This is a genomic window from Marinobacter shengliensis (genome assembly GCF_030297115.1).
Taxonomy (GTDB): domain Bacteria; phylum Pseudomonadota; class Gammaproteobacteria; order Pseudomonadales; family Oleiphilaceae; genus Marinobacter; species Marinobacter shengliensis.
The window spans coordinates 3,003,221-3,020,668 of record NZ_AP028062.1; the positions used below are offsets into that span (position 1 = coordinate 3,003,221).

The following is a 17,448-nucleotide window of genomic DNA, read 5'->3' on the forward strand; positions in this document are numbered from 1 at the left end:
ACCTGGCCTTGGTCGCCCTCTGAATCTGCGGTTTACTGACCACCCCTGGTTTGGCCCGGCAATCCTGCTGATTGCCGGCGCACTCCAGACCCTCACCTTTTCACCTTTTCATTTGTGGTGGCTTGGCCCCCTCTCGGTTTTTCTGATTGTCCTGGTAACACTCCACCAGGCTTCGGAAAAACTGTTTCGCGCCGGATGGTTTATCGGCCTTGGCCTGTTCGGTTCGGGCGCAAGCTGGATTTACATCAGCATCAGCGAGCACGGGAACACCTCAGTGCCAGTGGCTGTCCTGCTGATGGTCCTGTTTATAGCAGGGCTGGCGCTGTTCCACGGCCTTGCCTTCTGGTTCTGGGGCAAACTGGCCAAAGAAAGCATGATCCGGCGCCTGCTCCTGTTTCCGGCCATCTGGGTTCTGGGAGACTGGCTACGGGGCTGGTTACTTACAGGCTTTCCCTGGCTATACCTCGGCACTGCCCATACGGACGGACCACTTGGCGGTCTGGCCCCCCTCACAGGCGTACATGGCATCACCTTCTGGATCGCAGTCACGGGTGCGTCTGCCTATGCCATCTGGTGGCTTGTTCTGTCCGGGCACCGCAAATCAGCAGCGGTCACCGCAGTACTCACTCTGCTGCCCTGGTTCCTCGCGCCGGCCATGAAACAAGCCGACTGGACTGACCTGAGCGAACAGCCGGTCACCTTTGCCGCCATGCAAGGCAACATTCCCCAACAGATCAAATGGGACCCGGATTTCCTGCGGGACCAGATTGTGGCGTACCTGGGCATGACCGAGGCCCACTGGCAACGCGATCTTATTTTATGGCCGGAAACCGCGATTCCGATCCCCCAGGACCAGGCCGGCAAGGTGCTTGATCACATCCACGAAGAGCTCGGCGATGAAAGCACGCTGATCACCGGCATTCCCTGGTACGGCTACAGCGATCGTATCGACGACTTCACCTTCCACAACAGCATCATGGCCATTGGCAACGGTGAAGGCATCTACCACAAGCAGAAGCTGGTGCCGTTTGGCGAATATGTGCCGTTGCAGGGCGTTCTGCGAGGACTGATCGGCTTTTTCGATCTGCCCATGAGCAGCTTCACCCCCGGGCCCAAATACCAGTCTCCACTGGTGGCAAACGGCATCAACATCATGCCGTACATCTGCTACGAAGTAGCCTATCCGGACTTTGTCGCCTTCAATGCCCGTAACTCCGGCTTGTTGTTAACCATCAGCAACGATGGCTGGTTCGGTGATTCCATTGGCCCGTTGCAACACCTTCAACTGGCCCGCATGCGCGCCCTGGAAACCGGCCGCTATATGCTCAGGGGCACGAATAACGGCGTTACCGCGATCATCAACGAAAAGGGCGAGATCACCGAAAGGATTCCGCAGTTCCAACGGGCAGTACTGACCGGTGAGGTCTTCCCCGCCACCGGCAGCACGCCCTACATGCAGACCGGTTCATGGCCGGTGCTGACCCTGGCGGTGATCCTGATCGTGTTTGTGCGGGAACGGGTAATCCCGAAAAATCCTACTCCTTAGGTGGCCAGCGGCTGGTTACCCGCTCGAAGTAATGGGAACCGCAAGCCTCGCAAGGGTGCAAGTGGCTGGTTTTGGTCAGGCACACCATGTGGTTGCAATTCATGCACCGGAACATACCGGCGGTGGCCACTTCGCCCGAGATATAGTGGCTTATGTCCTGGTTCTCCAGTTTCTGTTTGAGTTCCAGGGTGTCCACCAGGGTTTTGTCGGCCACCGAAAGCAGTCGATCCGCCAGGGTGTGCTCCAGTAACGAGATATCCAGCTGCAACCATTCTTTCAGCCCCTCACCGGTTTCCTCGACAAAGTTCAGCAGGTGCTCCAGGTCCCGCTCGAGGTAGGCGCCGAGCAGGTCGGCTTCCTCACGGGTCATTTCCTCCAGTTCGTATTCAAACTCAACCGCTTTCTGAACTTCTTCCTCCAGGGTCTGAAGTGAGGTTTCCTGAAGCTCATGCAAACGGGTTTGCACCCGCTCCAGCATTCTGTCGTAAGCCTCAAGAGCTTTGCCTGAAAGATGATTGCGTTCTGGTTCTGTCATATTCGTCCCGCCTGTTTTCCAGTTGTGGTGCAAGGGTCAGGATGAGGCAGCTCTTCCGCCCAAGAATACCCCTCGCAGGTTTGGGGTGCTGCCGGGGATGGCTTCCCGGGACTGTGCGCAGCATGGATGCTGCGCTCAAGCCCCCAGGGATGGGTTTACGGCGTGTCCCGGGAAGCCATCCCCGGCAGCAACCTGCACCAAACCCACGAATAACCTCCATACCAGAAGTCTGGCACAAGTCTGCGAAATTGGCAGACTACCTGTTAAGCCTTGGGTGCGTTAGAATGTTCGGCCCTTTCGAACCTCATTTTCACACAGGGTACTTTTGGTAATGGCAGGAATGGACGAACAATACAACCCACGTGATGTAGAGCAGACCGCCCGCGACTTCTGGGAAACCAACGAAACCTTCAAAGTGAAGGAAGAGCCCGGCAAGCCCAAGTACTACTGCCTGTCCATGTTCCCCTACCCCAGCGGCAAACTGCACATGGGCCACGTTCGCAACTACACCATCGGCGACGTGATTTCCCGCTACCAGCGCATGCAAGGCAAGAACGTCATGCAGCCCATGGGCTGGGACGCCTTCGGCCTGCCCGCCGAGAACGCTGCCATTGCCAACAAATCCGCCCCCGCCAAGTGGACCCGGGCGAACATCGAATACATGAAGAAACAGCTCAAGCAACTGGGCTTTGGTTACGACTGGGGCCGCGAGCTGGCCACCTGCGATCCCGAGTACTACCGCTGGGAGCAGTGGTTCTTTGCCCGTCTTTACGAAAAGGGCCTGGTGTACAAGAAAATGTCCACCGTAAATTGGGACCCCGTCGACCAGACGGTTCTGGCTAACGAGCAGGTGGTGGATGGCCGCGGCTGGCGCTCCGGCGCCCTGGTTGAGCAGAAGAAGATTCCCCAGTGGTTTATCCGCATTACCGATTACGCCGAGGAACTGCTGAACGACCTGGACCAGCTGGAAGACTGGCCCGAACAGGTCAAGACCATGCAGCGGAACTGGATCGGCAAGTCTGTAGGTACTGAGCTGACCTTCCCGCTGAAAGACCGGGAAGACGGCCTGACCGTTTACACAACCCGTCCGGATACCCTGATGGGCGTCAGTTACATGGCGGTGGCAGCAGAACACCCGCTGGCCAAGGCAGCGGCTGAACGGCACAGGGATGTCGCTGAGTTTGTCGAGCAGTGCCGCAACAGCAAGGTGGCGGAAGCAGAACTGGCCACCATGGAAAAGAAGGGCATCGACACCGGGTTCAAGGCCATTCATCCGCTGACCCAGGAAGAGGTGCCTGTGTGGGTCGCCAACTTCGTGCTGATGGACTACGGCACGGGCGCACTGATGGCCGTTCCCGGCCATGATGATCGTGACCACGAGTTTGCCCTGAAGTACAAGCTGGCGATCAAACAAGTGATTGCGCCCAATGACAGCCGCGATATCGATGTACAGGAAAATGCCTTTACCGAGAAAGGTGTGCTTGTATCGTCCGGCAAATACAGTGGACTGACCAGCGAGGAAGCCTTCGACGAGATCGCGAAATACCTTGAAGACAACGGTATCGGCAAGCGCACCGTGAACTACCGCCTGCGTGACTGGGGTGTGTCGCGTCAACGGTACTGGGGCGCGCCCATTCCGATGATGACGCTGGAAGACGGCACGGAGATGCCGGTGCCGGATGACCAGCTACCGGTTCGCCTGCCGGAAGATGTCGAAATGGACGGCGTTCAGTCACCGATCAAGGCCGACCCGGAGTGGTGCAAAACCGAATATAACGGTCAGGCGGCCACCCTGGAGACCGACACCTTCGACACCTTCATGGAGTCGTCCTGGTATTACGCCCGCTTCTGCAGCCCGAATTACGACAAGGGCATGCTGGACCCCGCAGCGGCCAATTACTGGCTGCCGGTGGATCAGTACATCGGCGGTATCGAGCACGCGATCCTGCACCTGTTGTACGCCCGCTTCTTCCACAAACTGCTGCGGGACGTTGGCCTGGTAGACAGCTCGGAGCCGTTCAATCGCCTGCTCTGTCAGGGCATGGTGCTGGCTGAGACCTACTATCGGGAAGATGAGTCCGGCAAGATTACCTGGATTGCCCCGGCCGATGTCACGGTCGAACGGGACAACAAAGGACAAGTGGTGAAGGCGGTCCACAATGAAGACGGCCAGCCAGTTCAGATCGGCGGCGTCACCAAGATGTCCAAGTCCAAGAACAACGGCATCGACCCTCAAGCCATCATTGACCAGCATGGCGCCGACACCGTTCGTCTGTTCATGATGTTTGCTGCGCCGCCAGAGCAGTCCCTCGAATGGTCTGACAGCGGCGTGGAAGGCGCACACCGCTTCCTCAAGCGGCTGTGGCGCCTGGTCAATGAGCAAACCGCTGGTGGTGAAGTACCCGCCCTTGAGGCTGGCAGCCTGAACAGCGCCCAGAAGGATCTGCGTCGCAAGACCCACGAAACCATTGCCAAGGTCAGTGACGACATCAGTCGTCGCCTTACCTTCAATACGGCGATCGCCGCTGTGATGGAACTGCTGAACGAAGTCAGCCGACTGACAGACAACGAGCCCCAGAGCCTCGCCGTTCGCCAGGAAGCACTGGAGGTGGCGGTTCTGGTGCTGTCGCCCATCGTGCCACACATCAGCCATACTCTCTGGCAGGCCCTTGGCCACTCAGAACCCGTGGTTGATGCCAGCTGGCCGGTTGCCGATGAGAGCGCCATGGTCCGCAGTGAGATTGAGGTTGTGCTGCAGGTCAACGGTAAAGTACGGGCAAAAGAAAGCGTGCCCGCAGACATCGGCAAGGCGGACCTGGAAAAACTGGCGCTGGAGAACGAAAACGTTATGCGCTTCACCGATGGCAAAACCGTGCGCAAAGTCATCGTTGTGCCCGGCAAGCTGGTTAACGTGGTGGCTAACTGATATGCCTTCGGTGCCCTTTTTTCTGAAAGCCCTCCGGCTGCCGTTACTGGCAATGCTGGCAACCGCCACGCTTGCCGGGTGCGGTTTTCAGTTACGGGGCACCTCACCGGTGCCGGCCTCCCTCCAGCCACTGGCGGTAGACTGCCCCGATTCGCTGCCCGGACGGTTCTGCCAGTCGGTGCGGGATCAACTCAGGCTGGGGGGCATTGATCTGCAGGGTGCCTCATCGGCGGACTACGTGCTTCGGCTGAGAAGCTACCAGCAGGACCGCCGGGCATCCGCCATTACCGCTCAGGCCGCCGCGGCAGAGTACATACTGCGACATCAAGTCACTATGGAGTTGCTGACCGCAGACCGGATCCCGCTGATCGCGGCAACCGATCTGACCACCAGCGAGACCTATCGTTACGATGAAACCAATGTGCTGGCCAAGCAACGGGAAGAAGAGGAATTGAGGCAACAGCTGGGGGACCGGCTGGCGCAACAGGTACTCTTCAGGCTGGCACCGATGACCCGGGAGCGGATTGACGCGGCTATCGAAGAGCACGAAGCAAGCCAGAAGCAAGCCGACGCGCCATGAAGACCCAACCCGGCCAGCTCCCCCAGTTGCTCAAGAAAGGTCTCGCTCCGGTCTACCTGATTTCCGGTGACGAGCCCCTGCTGGTGCAGGAATGCTGTGACCTGATTCGAAAGACGGCCCGGGACTCGGGGTATCAGGATCGCCTGACCTACCACGCCGATCATCAACTGGACTGGAATGCCGTTGCCGATGAATGCAACGCCCTGTCCCTGTTTGCCGAGAAGCGGCGTATCGAGATTCACCTGCCAACGGGCAAGCTCGGTGATGGCCGAAGGGTTCTTGAACAGGTTCTTGAGGCACCGCCTGAAGACGTTATCCTGCTACTCATCAGCGCCAAACTCGACGCCGCAGAAACCAAACGCAAGTGGTACAAGGCTCTGCAAGGCTGCGGTGTCCATGTACCGGTCTGGCCGGTTGAGCCCGATAAATTTGCCGGCTGGCTGCAACAGCGGGCCAGCGGACAAGGCCTGAGCCTTACCCGCGGGGCCCTGGGGATGCTCACGGAGCGGCTTGAGGGGAATCTTCTGGCTGCCAGCCAGGAACTGGACAGGTTGGCGTTACTGACGGCTGGCAAAACCATCGACGAAGAGACTATCGAGCAAGCGGTCCAGGACAGCGCCCGCTTCAATGGCTTTGAGTTGGTCACCGAGTTACTCGCCGGTAAAGCCGCCCATGCGGGAAAGATCATCGGAATCCTGCAGCAGGAAGGTGAAAACCCGCTGGGTTTGTTGAGTGTGCTGGTGCGAGACCTGCACATCATCATCGAACTGAAAACTGCCCTGCCCCCGGGCGACAATCCTTCGGGCTTCCTGAAAAAACGCGGGGTGTTCCAGCCCAGACGAGCGTCGGCGATCCAACAGGCAGCCCGGCGGCTGAATATGCGCCAACTGCATCAGGCCATCAGCCTTTGCAACACAACAGACCGATCCGCCAAGGGGTTTGATGGTCTTACCCCCTGGCATCACCTCAGGGATTTGTCGGCGGTTCTTGCCGGTGCTCACCCTAACTGATCCAGGTCAATCCAGTGCGAACCTGCGCAAAACCCTGACTTTCACCCTCTTGACAGTTTTTTACATTCCGGCGCATTGTAGACTTCCCAACTCATCAGGGAAGGAGAATCGCTATGAGTCTGCAAGACGAATTCAACAAACTGTCGGAAAAAATCAAGCAGTACCGTGACGAAGCCCGTGTGCAACTGCATCTAGCCAAGGAAGATGTAAAAGATGAATGGGACGACCTGGAACAGGACTGGGATCGCTTCCGCCAGAAACTGGATCAGGTTGTCCATGATGCGGAGAATGCCAGCCATGAGGCGAGAGACACGGCTCGCCAATGGGGAGAAGATCTCAAGACCCGCTATCAGGACATCCGCAACAAAATGAAATAGATTGTTAACGCGTTAACAATTTACAACATGAACGATCCGCACAGGGGCTTCTCTATTTGAGCCTCTGTGCCATACTTCACAGAAAAGAGTGAACACTCCGTCATACTTTTGTCAGATTGTTCATTTTGCCATCAATCGCTCGTCGCGATGGCCACGGTATGCGCCGTGCAATGTGAGGTATAACGGCCCTATGAAAAAAATAACGTTAGTTCCCATCACGCTTATACTCGCCCTCTCAACAACCTTGGTTATTGGCCAGAATACCCGTTTCAGTGATCCAGAGACGGTCGTGAAAGATCAGTTCTGGGGCAATCTCTATGCAAACGGCGGAACGTCGTTTTTCTGTGACGCGCCGTTCACCAGCAAGGGGTTCGTTATGACGGATGGCTATGTCTATCCGCCGGCTGATATCCGCAGCGCGCTGAATTGCGGCACCACAAGCCAATGCAAGCAGGATAATCAATACCGTCAGATTACGTCGGATCTTCACAATATGGTGCCGGTTCGTTCGCGGGTCGAGATGCGGAGGCGGAATGCCCGCTATGAGAATCTGGGCGATGCGACGCGGGCGGATGATTGTGGTATTCGGGAGAGTGCACAATTTTTTGAGCCGCCGGAGCATGTGAAGGGGGATGTTGCCCGCACGATGGCTTACATGGTGGATACTTATGGGCTGCCTTGGCTTGGGGCAACGTCGGTGTTCCAGGAGTGGAATGAGCTGGATCCGCCGGATGATCGGGAGTTGGCGCGGCATCAGCGTATTGCCGAGATTCAGGGTAATGAGAATCCGTTTGTGGTTAATCCTGGGTTGATTAATCGCCTCTAAACTCTCAAAAAGTGCAAGCGCTGGTCAGGGTGGAGCTTTCCGAAACACGCTGTGAATACGTCCTTGTACGCTCTGCTCCGCCATCCCTGGCTCCGCAAGGTTTCGGAAAGCCCCACCCTGACCACCGCCCGGACTCTTGCGATCAGCTGAGCAAGGTTTCAGAAGGGCCTCCCCACATGCCAGCCGATAGACTTCAGTTCGCTATCAACAAAAAAGCAGGCCACTTGGGCCTGCTTTTTTGCTATCTGGAGTAACGAATCTGAATCAGATTTCGTTAGCCGCCAGAGCCATCATCGCATCGCTGCCACTGCGGATGCCTTCGGCCAGAGACACGGTCTTTGGCAGCAGGCGGTCGAAGTAGAAGCGGGCTGTTTTCAGCTTGCCGGTGTAGAAGCCGGAGGTATCGCCCTCGGCTTTCGGGGCGGCGGCTTTGACGGTTTTGGCCCACATGTAAGCCAGGGCGGTGTAGCCGAACATGTCGAGGTAGTCGACAGCAGCGGCACCGATGGCGTTGGGGTTGTCGCCGGCTTGTTTGATGACGTGTTCGGTGACGTCAGACAAGCGCTCCAGAGAGGCTGCCAACGGCTCCAGGTAGGGCTTCAGGGCGGCATCGCCAGTGTTCTCTTCGATGAACGAGGCGACGTCCTGCACGAACAGTTCGTACAGCTTGCCCTGGCTGGCAACCACTTTACGACCCATCAGGTCCATGGCCTGGATCCCGTTGGTGCCTTCGTAGATCTGGGTGATGCGGCAGTCGCGTACCAACTGCTCCTGGCCCCATTCGCGGATGAAGCCGTGGCCACCAAAGACCTGCTGGCCGATGATGGTGGTGTCCAGGCCCCGGTCGGTCAGGAAGGCTTTGGCGACGGGAGTCAGCAGGGCAACCATGCCTTCGGCGTGTTTGCGCTGTTCGTCGTTGTCGGAGTACTTGGAGATGTCCAGCCACTGGGCTACGTAGGTGGAGAAGGCACGGCCACCCTCTACGTAGCTCTTCATGGTCAGCAGCATGCGGCGCACGTCTGGGTGTACCAGGATCGGGTCAGCGGCTTTTTCGGGCTGCTGGGCACCAGTGGGAGCGCGGCTCTGGATACGCTCGTTGGCGTATTCACGGGCGCTCTGCAGGGAGGCTTCGGCGGCGCCGATGCCCTGAATGCCAACGCCCAGGCGCTCGTAGTTCATCATGGTGAACATGGCGGCCAGGCCTTTGTTCTCTTCACCAACCAGCCAGCCTTTGGCGCCGTCGAAGTTCATCACACAGGTAGCGGAGGCCTTGATACCCATCTTTTTCTCGATGGAACCACAGCTGAACTGGTTGCGCTCGCCCAGGGAACCGTCGTCGTTCACCATGAATTTGGGCACCAGGAACAGGGAGATGCCTTTCGGGCCCTTCGGCGCGTCCGGAAGCTTGGCCAGCACCAGATGGATGATGTTCTCAGCCATGTCGTGCTCGCCCCAGGTAATGAAGATCTTGGTGCCAGTCACGTTGAAGGAGCCATCGTCGTTCGGCTCGGCCTTGGTGCGGATGATGCCCAGGTCAGTACCGGCGTGCGGCTCGGTCAGGTCCATGGCGCCGGACCATACGCCGGAGTACATGTTGGGCAGGTACTTCTCTTTCAGTTCCTGGCTGCCGTGGGCGTCCAGGGCCAGGCAGGCACCTGCGGTGAGCATCGGGGCCAGGCCGAAGGCCATGTTGGCGCCCTGCATCATTTCTTCAAACTGGGCCACCAGTGTCTTCGGCATGCCCATACCGCCGAAATCGGGGTTGCCGCCGAGGCCGTTCCAGCCACCTTCCACGATGGTCTGGTAGGCTTCTTTGAAACCTTCCGGAGTGGAAACTTCGCCTTCGTTCCACTTACAGCCCTGCTCGTCCGCTTCGCGGTTCAGGGGTGCCAACACGCCACTGGTGATCTTGCCCGCTTCCTCAAGGATCGCGTCTGCGGTGTCGGGATCTACGTTTTCTGCAATCTTGGGCAGTGATGCCCAAAGCGCTGGGGCATCAAATACTTCGTTCAGAACGAAACGCATGTCACGAAGGGGTGCCTGATAATCAGCCATGTAAAACTCTCCAGAAATTCAGTCAGTCACTTGGGGGACATGGAAAACGCCTTCTCGATGAAGGTCTGATAATCCCCCGCTCGGCTATGTGTCCGAAACAAGGTTGTTGTTCTATGGCGCGCTATTCTACCTCAAAACACGCCCGGGACTCGTGAAAAAAGCCCGCCTCCGGACGGAGAACGGGCTTTTTCTGTGCCATCAACCAGATAGCAACCCCGCCTTAGATAGCGAAGGCTTCTTCCGGCATATCCAGCAGGCTGTCAGAGCCGGCCAGCATGGTTTCTGCGTGGGTCTTGGTACGCGGCAGCAGACGCTTGAAGTAGAAGCGTGCAGACTGGACCTTGGCGTTGTAGAACATCTCTTCGGAGGTGCCGTCAGCCATCTTGTCCAATGCTACCTTGGCCATACGGGCCCACAGGTAAGCGAAGACCGCGTAACCGGAGTACATCAGGTAGTCCACCGCAGCGGCACCGACTTCTTCACGGTTCTTCATGGCGGTCATACCAACCTTCATGGTCAGATCGCCCCACTCCTTGTTGATCGCAGCCAGCGGCTCGATGAACTCTTTCAACTGCTCGTTGTCGGCGTTCTCTTTGCAGAATACGTGAACCTGCTTGGTGAACACTTTCAGAGCTTCGCCCTGAGTCATCAGAACCTTACGGCCCAGCAGATCCAGCGCCTGGATACCGGTAGTACCCTCGTAGATCATGCCGATGCGGGAGTCACGTACGTTCTGCTCCATGCCCCACTCAGTGATGAAGCCGTGGCCACCGAATACCTGCATACCCAGGTTGGCAGACTCGTAACCGATTTCGGTCAGGAACGCCTTGGCGATCGGGGTCAGGAAGCCCAGCAGCGCGTCAGCGTGCTTACGCTCTTCTTCGGTCTTGCCGCTGTGAACCACGTCCACTTGCTGGCCAGCCAGGTAGATCAGGGCGCGGGCGCCTTCAGCGACAACCTTCTGGGTCAGCAGCATGCGGCGCACGTCCGGGTGCACGATGATCGGATCTGCGATGCCGTCCGGGTTCTTCGGACCGCTCAGGGAGCGCATGGCCAGACGATCCTTGGCGTAGGCCAGGGAACCCTGGAAGCCAAGTTCAGCGGCACCCAAACCCTGGATAGCGGTACCGATACGGGCCGTGTTCATAAAGGTGAACATGCAGTTCAGGCCCTTGTTCTCAGGCCCGATCAGCCACCCCTTGGCGCCGTCGAAGTTCATAACACAGGTAGCGTTACCATGGATACCCATCTTGTGCTCCAGGGAACCACAGGATACCGCGTTACGCTCTCCGGCAGAGCCGTCTTCGTTCGGCAACTGCTTGGGAACGATGAACAGGGAGATGCCCTTGGTGCCTTCCGGTGCGCCCGGCAGACGTGCCAGTACGATGTGAACGATGTTCTCGGCCATGTCGTGCTCGCCGGCAGAGATAAAGATCTTGGTGCCAGTGATGCTGTAGGTGCCGTCAGCGTTCGGCTCGGCCTTGGTACGCAGGGTGCCCAGGTCAGAACCACAGTGCGGCTCGGTCAGACACATGGTGCCGGTCCACTCGCCGCTGATCAGCTTGGTCAGATACGTCTGCTTCTGCTCTTCGGTGCCGTGCTCTTCGATGGTGTTGGTGGCACCGTGGCTCAGGCCAGGATACATGCCCCAGGACCAGTTGGAAGTCCCTACCATCTCACTGACCACCAGGCCGATAGAGTGCGGCAAGCCCTGACCACCGTAGTTGGGGTCAGCCGTCATGGACGGCCAGCCGCCTTCAACATACTGCTGGTAGGCTTCTTTAAAGCCGGTCGGGGTTTTTACACCGTCTTCACTCCAGGTACAGCCTTCCTGGTCACCCACCTGGTTCAGCGGAGACAATACCTGCTCACAGAACTTTGCACCTTCCTGGATGATGGCATCGACCATATCCGGAGTTGCATCTTCGGCACCTTCCAGATTGGCGTAGTGCTGCTCGCTGTTCAGCAGCTCGTTCATTACGAATTTGATATCACGCAGGGGCGCTTTGTACTCAGGCATGGAATCCACCTCGGTTTTCGGACTCGGCTGAAACAGATAACAGCCTTTGGCCTTGGGTTTGCTCAGACACTGTGACACATCGCATCACAGCCTTAATTAAACACTTGTTTGAAACATACGTTTTGCGACACAGAATTGTCAATAGCCTTGGCTAAAAATTGTGTTGCATTGTGTGTTCACCGAAGCGGAAAACACCGCCACAACAACAATGGGAAACCGCCGGAGCTGACGGATTGAGAGATGGAACAGTCAGGTCATTCAGACAAATAAAGACGTTGGCTCGCCGAACACGCCTTCGGCAACCTGCATGGCAGAAACGCTGCGGTAGGTTTCGTCGGCCTGGCGGGCAATGCCGGTCTGGCCTTGGGCTGTCTCGTCCCGAGCCGATTCGGAACCAGGCGTTGGCTCACGCTCGCCTTCACCGGCCGCCAGCTCAGACTGCGCCTGTAACATGGTCTGCATGGCCTGGGCCGCCACCGCACGATCCTGCGCTGAGGGTTGTGCCGGCGCCATGGCGGCCGCTCGCACCACACGCATTTTCTCGATAGTTGCCTGCGGATCGCCGGCGACCGGGGAGACATCGATGGGGACTTCACCGCCCACGGCGTACTGGGCACCGTCAGGGCCGCGCTGATAGGTAAACGACATAGCTCCGGCGTACTGACCGCCGACTGCCTGGTGCGCCGCCTCATGGGCCCGAACTTCCCGGTCCCTGGCTTTCAGCTCGCTCAGCTGTTTAAGCTCGGCCTCCGTGAGCCCCTGCAGGTCGGCCTTTGCATCCGCGTCACCATCGACAAATCGGGAGGCTGATCTGGCGTCGGAGGACTGCTCAACACCCCGGGTACGATCATCAGCATCGGTAGAGAAGCCTTCACCGGGCGTTGTCGAGGAAACACCACTCGGCGGAATGCTGCCAGTCGCCGACGCGGCACCGGAAACCACCGGATAAACAGGGGGAATCGAGGAAAGGATATTCACGGCTCAGTAGTCAGGGTCAGGCGCGGATGTCCAGGAGTGTTCCCAGAGTTTCGTCAGCCGTCTTCACAACCTGTGCGGACGCCTCGACACTGCGCTCGTAGAGCGTCATTTCAATCAGTGGCTCAGCCAGATTACCCGCACCCTCAGCAGAACCCTGAGGGCCGTCAACACCGCCACGGGCAATCTTCCGGGCCGCGTTTTCCATGCCCGCCATGCCATCCTGGATACCTTGGATACCAAGAGAAAGGGTGTTGTTGATCATGTCTAGGCCACCTATGACAACAGATTGACTTATTTACTCACAGATTTGGTCAAATTTCAATCAACGGGCGAATATTCAGGAATCTTGCCAGAACTTTCGGCAACTGGTCAGCCGGAGTGCCATCCAACCACGGCAAAACACCCAGGCATGGTGCCCCGAGGTGCGTTGTCAGATAGTTAAGGGTGTCCTGCTCACAACTCATGACATTCTCTTCGGGATGATTGGCTACCCAGCCTGCCACGAACAGACCATCGGCCCTGATGGCCTCCGCGGTGAGCATGGCGTGGTTAATACAGCCAAGTTTCAGGGGCACGACCATTACCACATCCAGCCCCAGCTCCCGGGGCACCGCTGCGTAGGTTTCCCGATCGTTGAGGGGAACCCGCCAGCCACCAGCACCCTCAATCAGCATCAGGTCAGCGGGCCGAATCTGCAGGCCACGGCAAAAGCCCACAAGGCGCTGGGCCGTGATGTTCTTGCCCGCCTGTTGCGCCGCAACGTGGGGGGCAATGGCCGGCTCCAGTGCTATGGGGTTGAGGGCATCGTAGGGAAGCTCTTCGGTAATGGCGGCCTGCAACATCAGGGCGTCTTCATTACGCAGTCCATCCGGGGTCTGCTCGCACCCTGAGGCAATGGGTTTCATCGCCAGCGTGCGCTTTCCCAGCTGCCGGGCAGCCTCCAGAATGGCAGCAGCAGCGATCGTTTTACCCACGCCAGTGTCGGTGCCTGTTACGAAGTAGGTTTTTTTTGCCATTTTCTGGGGTTCCTGCTGCATCTTTTTGGGGTGCCAGGTGAGTGTGTGGTGCGTCTTTCCGGGACACGCTCAAGACCCCTACGGGGCCCGGCCAGCAATCAAAGATTGCTGTCGTTCGGCTGCGCATGAAGCTTTGCTTCATAAACGCTTGCCTCACCCATGTGCGCTTAGATCGGGCCATCCCTGGCCCTCTATAGTCCCGGAAAGACGCACCACACCCTCACCGCAAACTTTCAAGATTGCCGTCCTTATTCGATCACTGAAAATCGTAATTACTCGGCTTTGACCAGTACAACCAGCCAGCGTGATAACTGGCGATGATCTCGCCATTACCTTGTTTTGGATAAGCAGCACACATCGCCTTGAATCGTCCCGGGGCGGTGATGGTTCTGCGGCGCTCTTCGCCCTTGAACACGGCACCGAGGTGTTTGAGCTCCCGGTTCAGGGCCATGGGGGAGTCATAGGGCAAAGCCAGGGTTGCCGTGTCCAAGGTGGAACCAGGGAGCTGCTGGCCGGTTAATCGCTTCCAGTCCGCATAGCGGGTAAAACGGTTTACATGGGGCTGGCCGGGGTCGGCGTAGGCCCAGGCTTGCTTGAGTTCTTCGAGGGTGCCTTCCAGCAAGGTGGAGATGGCGAGGATGCCGCCGGGTTTGAGGATTCTTTGGCATTCGGCCAAGACGGCTTCCGGTCGGGTGCTCCACTGGATCATCAGGTTGCTGTAGATCAGGTCGGTGCTGTTGTCTGGCAGCGGGAGCTGTTCGGCGTCTGCGTTGAGCCAGCGGATGGTCTCGGAGCTGCAGGCTTTAGCCTGCTGCAACATGCCGGGGGCCAGGTCTGCGCCGGTGATGGCGGCGTTCGGGTATTGGCTTGCCAGTTTGCGGGTGAACCAGCCGGTACCGCAGCCGAGATCCAGGATAGTTGCCGGCTTCAGGTTCTCCGGTATGTTGGCGAGCATGGTGTCGCCCATGGCTTTTTGCAGGCGGGAGGCGCTGTCGTAGGTCTGGCTGGCGCCGCCGAACCCCCGGGCAATGCAGGCTTTACTGCCGGTTCCGCCTTCGGCACGGGTTATTGCCGTCAGATCGCTGTAGGCGCTCATACCGCAACAGGCTCCTGAGCAGCCTGCTCCGGCAACAGGGAGCGGCACTGGGCCAAAGCTTGCAGCAATCGATCGAGTTGCTCTTCAGAATGCGCGGCGCTCAGGGTTACCCGCAACCGGGCCTCGCCTTCCGGCACCGTGGGCGGGCGGATGGCAGTGACCAGTATGCCCTGCCCCTCCAGCGCACGGCTCAATGCCAAAGCTGCATGGTTATCCCCCACCATAATGGGCTGGATGGGCGTGTGCGACGGCATCAGTTGATAACCCAGCTGCTGCGCCCCGGTACGGAACCGGGCGATCAATGCCTGCAAATGGGCGCGGCGAGCATCATCCTGTTCGATCAGATCAATACTGGCACAGCTTGCCAGCGCCACCGCCGGCGGCATGGCGGTGGTGTAGATGTAGGTTCGAGCCTTCTGCACCAGATAATCCATCAACACCTCCGGCCCGGCCACAAACGCACCGCTAGTACCCACTGCCTTGCCAAGAGTGCCAATCAAAACCGGCACCTCATCCTCAGACAACCCGGCCTCAAGCACACTGCCCCGCCCCTGGGGTCCAAGCACACCCAAACCATGGGCATCGTCCACCACCAACAGAGCATCGTGGGCCTTACACACCCGGGCAAGTTCCTTCAGCGGCGCGATATCACCGTCCATACTGAACACACCATCGGTCACCACCAGCTTGTGCCCCGACGTCTCCGCCAACATCCGCTCCAACGCCGCCACATCGCCGTGGCCATAACGCCGAACACGAGCCCGGCTAAGGATGCAGCCATCAATAATCGACGCGTGATTCAAGCGGTCAGAAAAAATCGTATCCCCTCGCCCCGCCAACGCCGAAATCACACCCATGTTCGCCATGTAACCGGTGGAAAAAAACAACGCCGAACTACGCCGGGTAAACGCCGCCAGCCGCTGCTCCAGCTGATGATGGGCATCATGGTGCCCACAAACCAGGTGAGAAGCCGCCCCACCCAACCCGGTCTCGGCCAACGCGTCACGCAGCGTGGCGATATTGCCAGGGTGATTAGCCAGCCCAAGGTAATCGTTGCTGCAAAACGACAACAGCTCTGCCCCGTCTGCGACCAACTCCGGCTTCTGCGGCCCGGAAACCAGGCGACGGGACCGGTACAAACCGTCCCGTTTACGCTGTTCAATCTCCAGGGCGAAATCACGCATAGAAAAAGTACCTAAATCAACTGCTGTTGTACGGAATCCACGAACGGCGTTTGGCGTGAAGGTCGGGTAAGGCTTTCCGGAACTATAAAGGGCCAGGGATGGCCCGTCCTAAGCGCACATGGACGTCTTGAGCGTGTTTCGGAAAGCCTTACCCGACCTTCACCCGCACCGCACAGAACGCCCAAAACCAGAAACCTCAGGCCGACTCCCGAGTAGCGTCATAAAACATGTGCCGAGTAGCCTCATACTCCACCGCCTCGGCCAACGCCTCAGTCTCCTGCTCCTCGGTAGCACACTGCTCCCGCTGCTCCGGCCGAATCCCCAGCTTGCCGAACAACTGCATATCCGCATCCGCCTCAGGATTGGACGTGGTCAGCAACTTCTCTCCATAGAAAATGGAATTGGCACCCGCCATGAAACACAACGCCTGCATCTGCTCATTCATCTGCTCGCGACCCGCAGACAACCGAACATGGGACGCCGGCATCATAATCCGCGCCACCGCAATCAACCGGATAAAATCAAACGGCTCCAGGTCTTCAACATTTTCCAGCGGTGTACCCTTCACCTTCACCAGCATATTCACCGGCACACTCTCCGGGTGCTGCGGCAGATTCGCCAGCTGAACCAGCAAACCAACCCGGTCATCTTCGTCTTCACCCATCCCCATGATGCCGCCACAGCAGACCTTCATGCCGGCCTTGCGGACGTTATCCAGGGTATCCAGGCGGTCCTGGTAGGTGCGGGTTGTGATGATGTGGTTGTAATACTTCTCGGAGGTATCCAGGTTGTGGTTGTAGTAATCCAACCCGGCGTCGGCCAGCTCGCGTGCTTCTTCTTCCTTCAGCATGCCCAGGGTCATGCAGGTTTCCATGCCCAGGGATTTAACCTGCTTTACCATATCGAGGACATAAGGCATGTCTTTTTTGGACGGACTGCGCCAAGCCGCCCCCATACAGAACCGGGAAGCCCCTTTCTGCTTCGCCGCCCGGGCTTCCGCCACCACCTTCTCAATCTCCAGCAGCTTTTCCTTCTCCAGCCCGGTGTTGTAATGGCCACTCTGGGGGCAATACTTGCAGTCTTCCGGGCAGGCACCGGTCTTGATGCTCAACAGGGTGCTGACCTGCACTTCGTTTGGGTCAAAGTGCTCGCGGTGCACGGTCTGGGCCCGGAATAGCAAATCGTTGAACGGCAGATTGAAAAGATCCCGGGCTTCCTGAAGTGTCCAGTCGTGACGCAGTGCTGTGGCGGTCATGGCAAAGTCCTGTTAACCTTCGCAAGGTTTTTGGTTTACGGATA

15 protein-coding genes are annotated in these 17,448 nt (G+C 58.2%); 6 read left to right on the top strand and 9 right to left on the bottom strand.

The annotated features are described in order from the left end of the window. Positions 1–19: 19 nt before the first annotated feature. Positions 20–1,546 (top strand): apolipoprotein N-acyltransferase, encoded by a 1,527-nt coding sequence (lnt, locus tag QUE75_RS13735; RefSeq protein WP_396631715.1) that lies wholly within the window; start codon positions 20–22, stop codon positions 1,544–1,546. On the opposite strand, the gene QUE75_RS13740 is transcribed toward lnt, so the two are convergent. Further along, the gene (locus QUE75_RS13740; RefSeq protein WP_061331555.1) at positions 1,536–2,081 is read right to left on the bottom strand and encodes a zinc ribbon-containing protein; all 546 of its coding nucleotides are present in this window, start codon (positions 2,079–2,081) and stop codon (positions 1,536–1,538) included. The two genes, lnt and QUE75_RS13740, sit on opposite strands and share 11 nt — an antisense overlap. Positions 2,082–2,421: 340 nt before the next feature. On the opposite strand from QUE75_RS13740, the gene leuS reads away from it, so the two are divergent. The 5 genes from leuS to QUE75_RS13765 all read left to right on the top strand — a co-directional run bounded on the left by leuS (position 2,422) and on the right by QUE75_RS13765 (position 7,800). Next, a complete protein-coding gene (leuS, locus tag QUE75_RS13745) occupies positions 2,422–5,007 on the top strand; it encodes a leucine--tRNA ligase (protein WP_286255700.1) in 2,586 nt (861 codons plus the stop codon). A gap of 1 nt (position 5,008) precedes the next feature. Next, a complete protein-coding gene (locus QUE75_RS13750) occupies positions 5,009–5,587 on the top strand; it encodes an LPS-assembly lipoprotein LptE (protein WP_286251006.1) in 579 nt (192 codons plus the stop codon). After that, positions 5,584–6,597, top strand: a complete 1,014-nt coding sequence (holA, locus tag QUE75_RS13755) for a DNA polymerase III subunit delta (RefSeq protein ID WP_286251009.1) — start codon at positions 5,584–5,586, stop codon at positions 6,595–6,597. Before QUE75_RS13750 ends, holA begins: the two co-directional genes overlap by 4 nt. Before the next feature lie 113 nt (positions 6,598–6,710). Beyond that, the gene (locus QUE75_RS13760; protein ID WP_061331558.1) at positions 6,711–6,974 is read left to right on the top strand and encodes a hypothetical protein; all 264 of its coding nucleotides are present in this window, start codon (positions 6,711–6,713) and stop codon (positions 6,972–6,974) included. A gap of 190 nt (positions 6,975–7,164) precedes the next feature. After that, on the top strand, positions 7,165–7,800 hold the full coding sequence (locus QUE75_RS13765) for an endonuclease (RefSeq protein ID WP_106694998.1): 636 nt from the start codon (positions 7,165–7,167) through the stop codon (positions 7,798–7,800). Between the two features lie 264 nt (positions 7,801–8,064). Here QUE75_RS13765 and QUE75_RS13770 read toward each other — a convergent pair whose 3' ends face one another. The 8 genes from QUE75_RS13770 to bioB form a co-directional block, all read right to left on the bottom strand. Further along, positions 8,065–9,855: an acyl-CoA dehydrogenase C-terminal domain-containing protein gene (locus QUE75_RS13770; protein WP_106694997.1), complete on the bottom strand. Its 1,791-nt coding sequence runs from the start codon at positions 9,853–9,855 to the stop codon at positions 8,065–8,067. Between the two features lie 220 nt (positions 9,856–10,075). Further along, the gene (locus QUE75_RS13775) at positions 10,076–11,875 is read right to left on the bottom strand and encodes an acyl-CoA dehydrogenase C-terminal domain-containing protein (RefSeq protein ID WP_061331647.1); all 1,800 of its coding nucleotides are present in this window, start codon (positions 11,873–11,875) and stop codon (positions 10,076–10,078) included. A 258-nt stretch (positions 11,876–12,133) separates the two neighbouring features. Continuing rightward, a complete protein-coding gene (locus QUE75_RS13780; RefSeq protein WP_396631660.1) occupies positions 12,134–12,853 on the bottom strand; it encodes a putative metalloprotease CJM1_0395 family protein in 720 nt (239 codons plus the stop codon). A gap of 16 nt (positions 12,854–12,869) precedes the next feature. Next, a complete protein-coding gene (locus QUE75_RS13785; RefSeq protein WP_072676701.1) occupies positions 12,870–13,115 on the bottom strand; it encodes a flagellar basal body rod C-terminal domain-containing protein in 246 nt (81 codons plus the stop codon). 49 nt (positions 13,116–13,164) lie between these two features. Further along, positions 13,165–13,869, bottom strand: coding sequence for a dethiobiotin synthase (gene bioD / locus QUE75_RS13790; protein WP_061331563.1), 705 nt, complete (start codon positions 13,867–13,869; stop codon positions 13,165–13,167). 256 nt (positions 13,870–14,125) lie between these two features. Beyond that, positions 14,126–14,965 carry a malonyl-ACP O-methyltransferase BioC gene (gene bioC, locus QUE75_RS13795; RefSeq protein WP_286251020.1) on the bottom strand — a complete coding sequence of 280 codons (840 nt, stop codon included), beginning with the start codon at positions 14,963–14,965 and terminating at the stop codon, positions 14,126–14,128. Then, positions 14,962–16,149: an 8-amino-7-oxononanoate synthase gene (gene bioF, locus QUE75_RS13800; RefSeq protein WP_286251022.1), complete on the bottom strand. Its 1,188-nt coding sequence runs from the start codon at positions 16,147–16,149 to the stop codon at positions 14,962–14,964. The genes bioC and bioF overlap by 4 nt, the downstream gene beginning before the upstream one ends. A 196-nt stretch (positions 16,150–16,345) precedes the next feature. After that, positions 16,346–17,404 carry a biotin synthase BioB gene (gene bioB / locus QUE75_RS13805; RefSeq protein WP_106694992.1) on the bottom strand — a complete coding sequence of 353 codons (1,059 nt, stop codon included), beginning with the start codon at positions 17,402–17,404 and terminating at the stop codon, positions 16,346–16,348. Between the last annotated feature and the right edge of the window lie 44 nt (positions 17,405–17,448).

What these genes read in the sequence shown, in the direction of transcription:
- QUE75_RS13740 (WP_061331555.1), bottom strand. Translation starts at nt 2,081, where the DNA reads ATGACAGAACCAGAACGCAATCATCTTTCAGGCAAAGCTCTTGAGGCT.
- leuS (WP_286255700.1), top strand. Translation starts at nt 2,422, where the DNA reads ATGGACGAACAATACAACCCACGTGATGTAGAGCAGACCGCCCGCGAC.
- QUE75_RS13750 (WP_286251006.1), top strand. Translation starts at nt 5,009, where the DNA reads ATGCCTTCGGTGCCCTTTTTTCTGAAAGCCCTCCGGCTGCCGTTACTG.
- holA (WP_286251009.1), top strand. Translation starts at nt 5,584, where the DNA reads ATGAAGACCCAACCCGGCCAGCTCCCCCAGTTGCTCAAGAAAGGTCTC.
- QUE75_RS13760 (WP_061331558.1), top strand. Translation starts at nt 6,711, where the DNA reads ATGAGTCTGCAAGACGAATTCAACAAACTGTCGGAAAAAATCAAGCAG.
- QUE75_RS13765 (WP_106694998.1), top strand. Translation starts at nt 7,165, where the DNA reads ATGAAAAAAATAACGTTAGTTCCCATCACGCTTATACTCGCCCTCTCA.
- QUE75_RS13770 (WP_106694997.1), bottom strand. Translation starts at nt 9,855, where the DNA reads ATGGCTGATTATCAGGCACCCCTTCGTGACATGCGTTTCGTTCTGAAC.
- QUE75_RS13775 (WP_061331647.1), bottom strand. Translation starts at nt 11,875, where the DNA reads ATGCCTGAGTACAAAGCGCCCCTGCGTGATATCAAATTCGTAATGAAC.
- QUE75_RS13785 (WP_072676701.1), bottom strand. Translation starts at nt 13,115, where the DNA reads ATGATCAACAACACCCTTTCTCTTGGTATCCAAGGTATCCAGGATGGC.
- bioD (WP_061331563.1), bottom strand. Translation starts at nt 13,869, where the DNA reads ATGGCAAAAAAAACCTACTTCGTAACAGGCACCGACACTGGCGTGGGT.
- bioC (WP_286251020.1), bottom strand. Translation starts at nt 14,965, where the DNA reads ATGAGCGCCTACAGCGATCTGACGGCAATAACCCGTGCCGAAGGCGGA.
- bioF (WP_286251022.1), bottom strand. Translation starts at nt 16,149, where the DNA reads ATGCGTGATTTCGCCCTGGAGATTGAACAGCGTAAACGGGACGGTTTG.
- bioB (WP_106694992.1), bottom strand. Translation starts at nt 17,404, where the DNA reads ATGACCGCCACAGCACTGCGTCACGACTGGACACTTCAGGAAGCCCGG.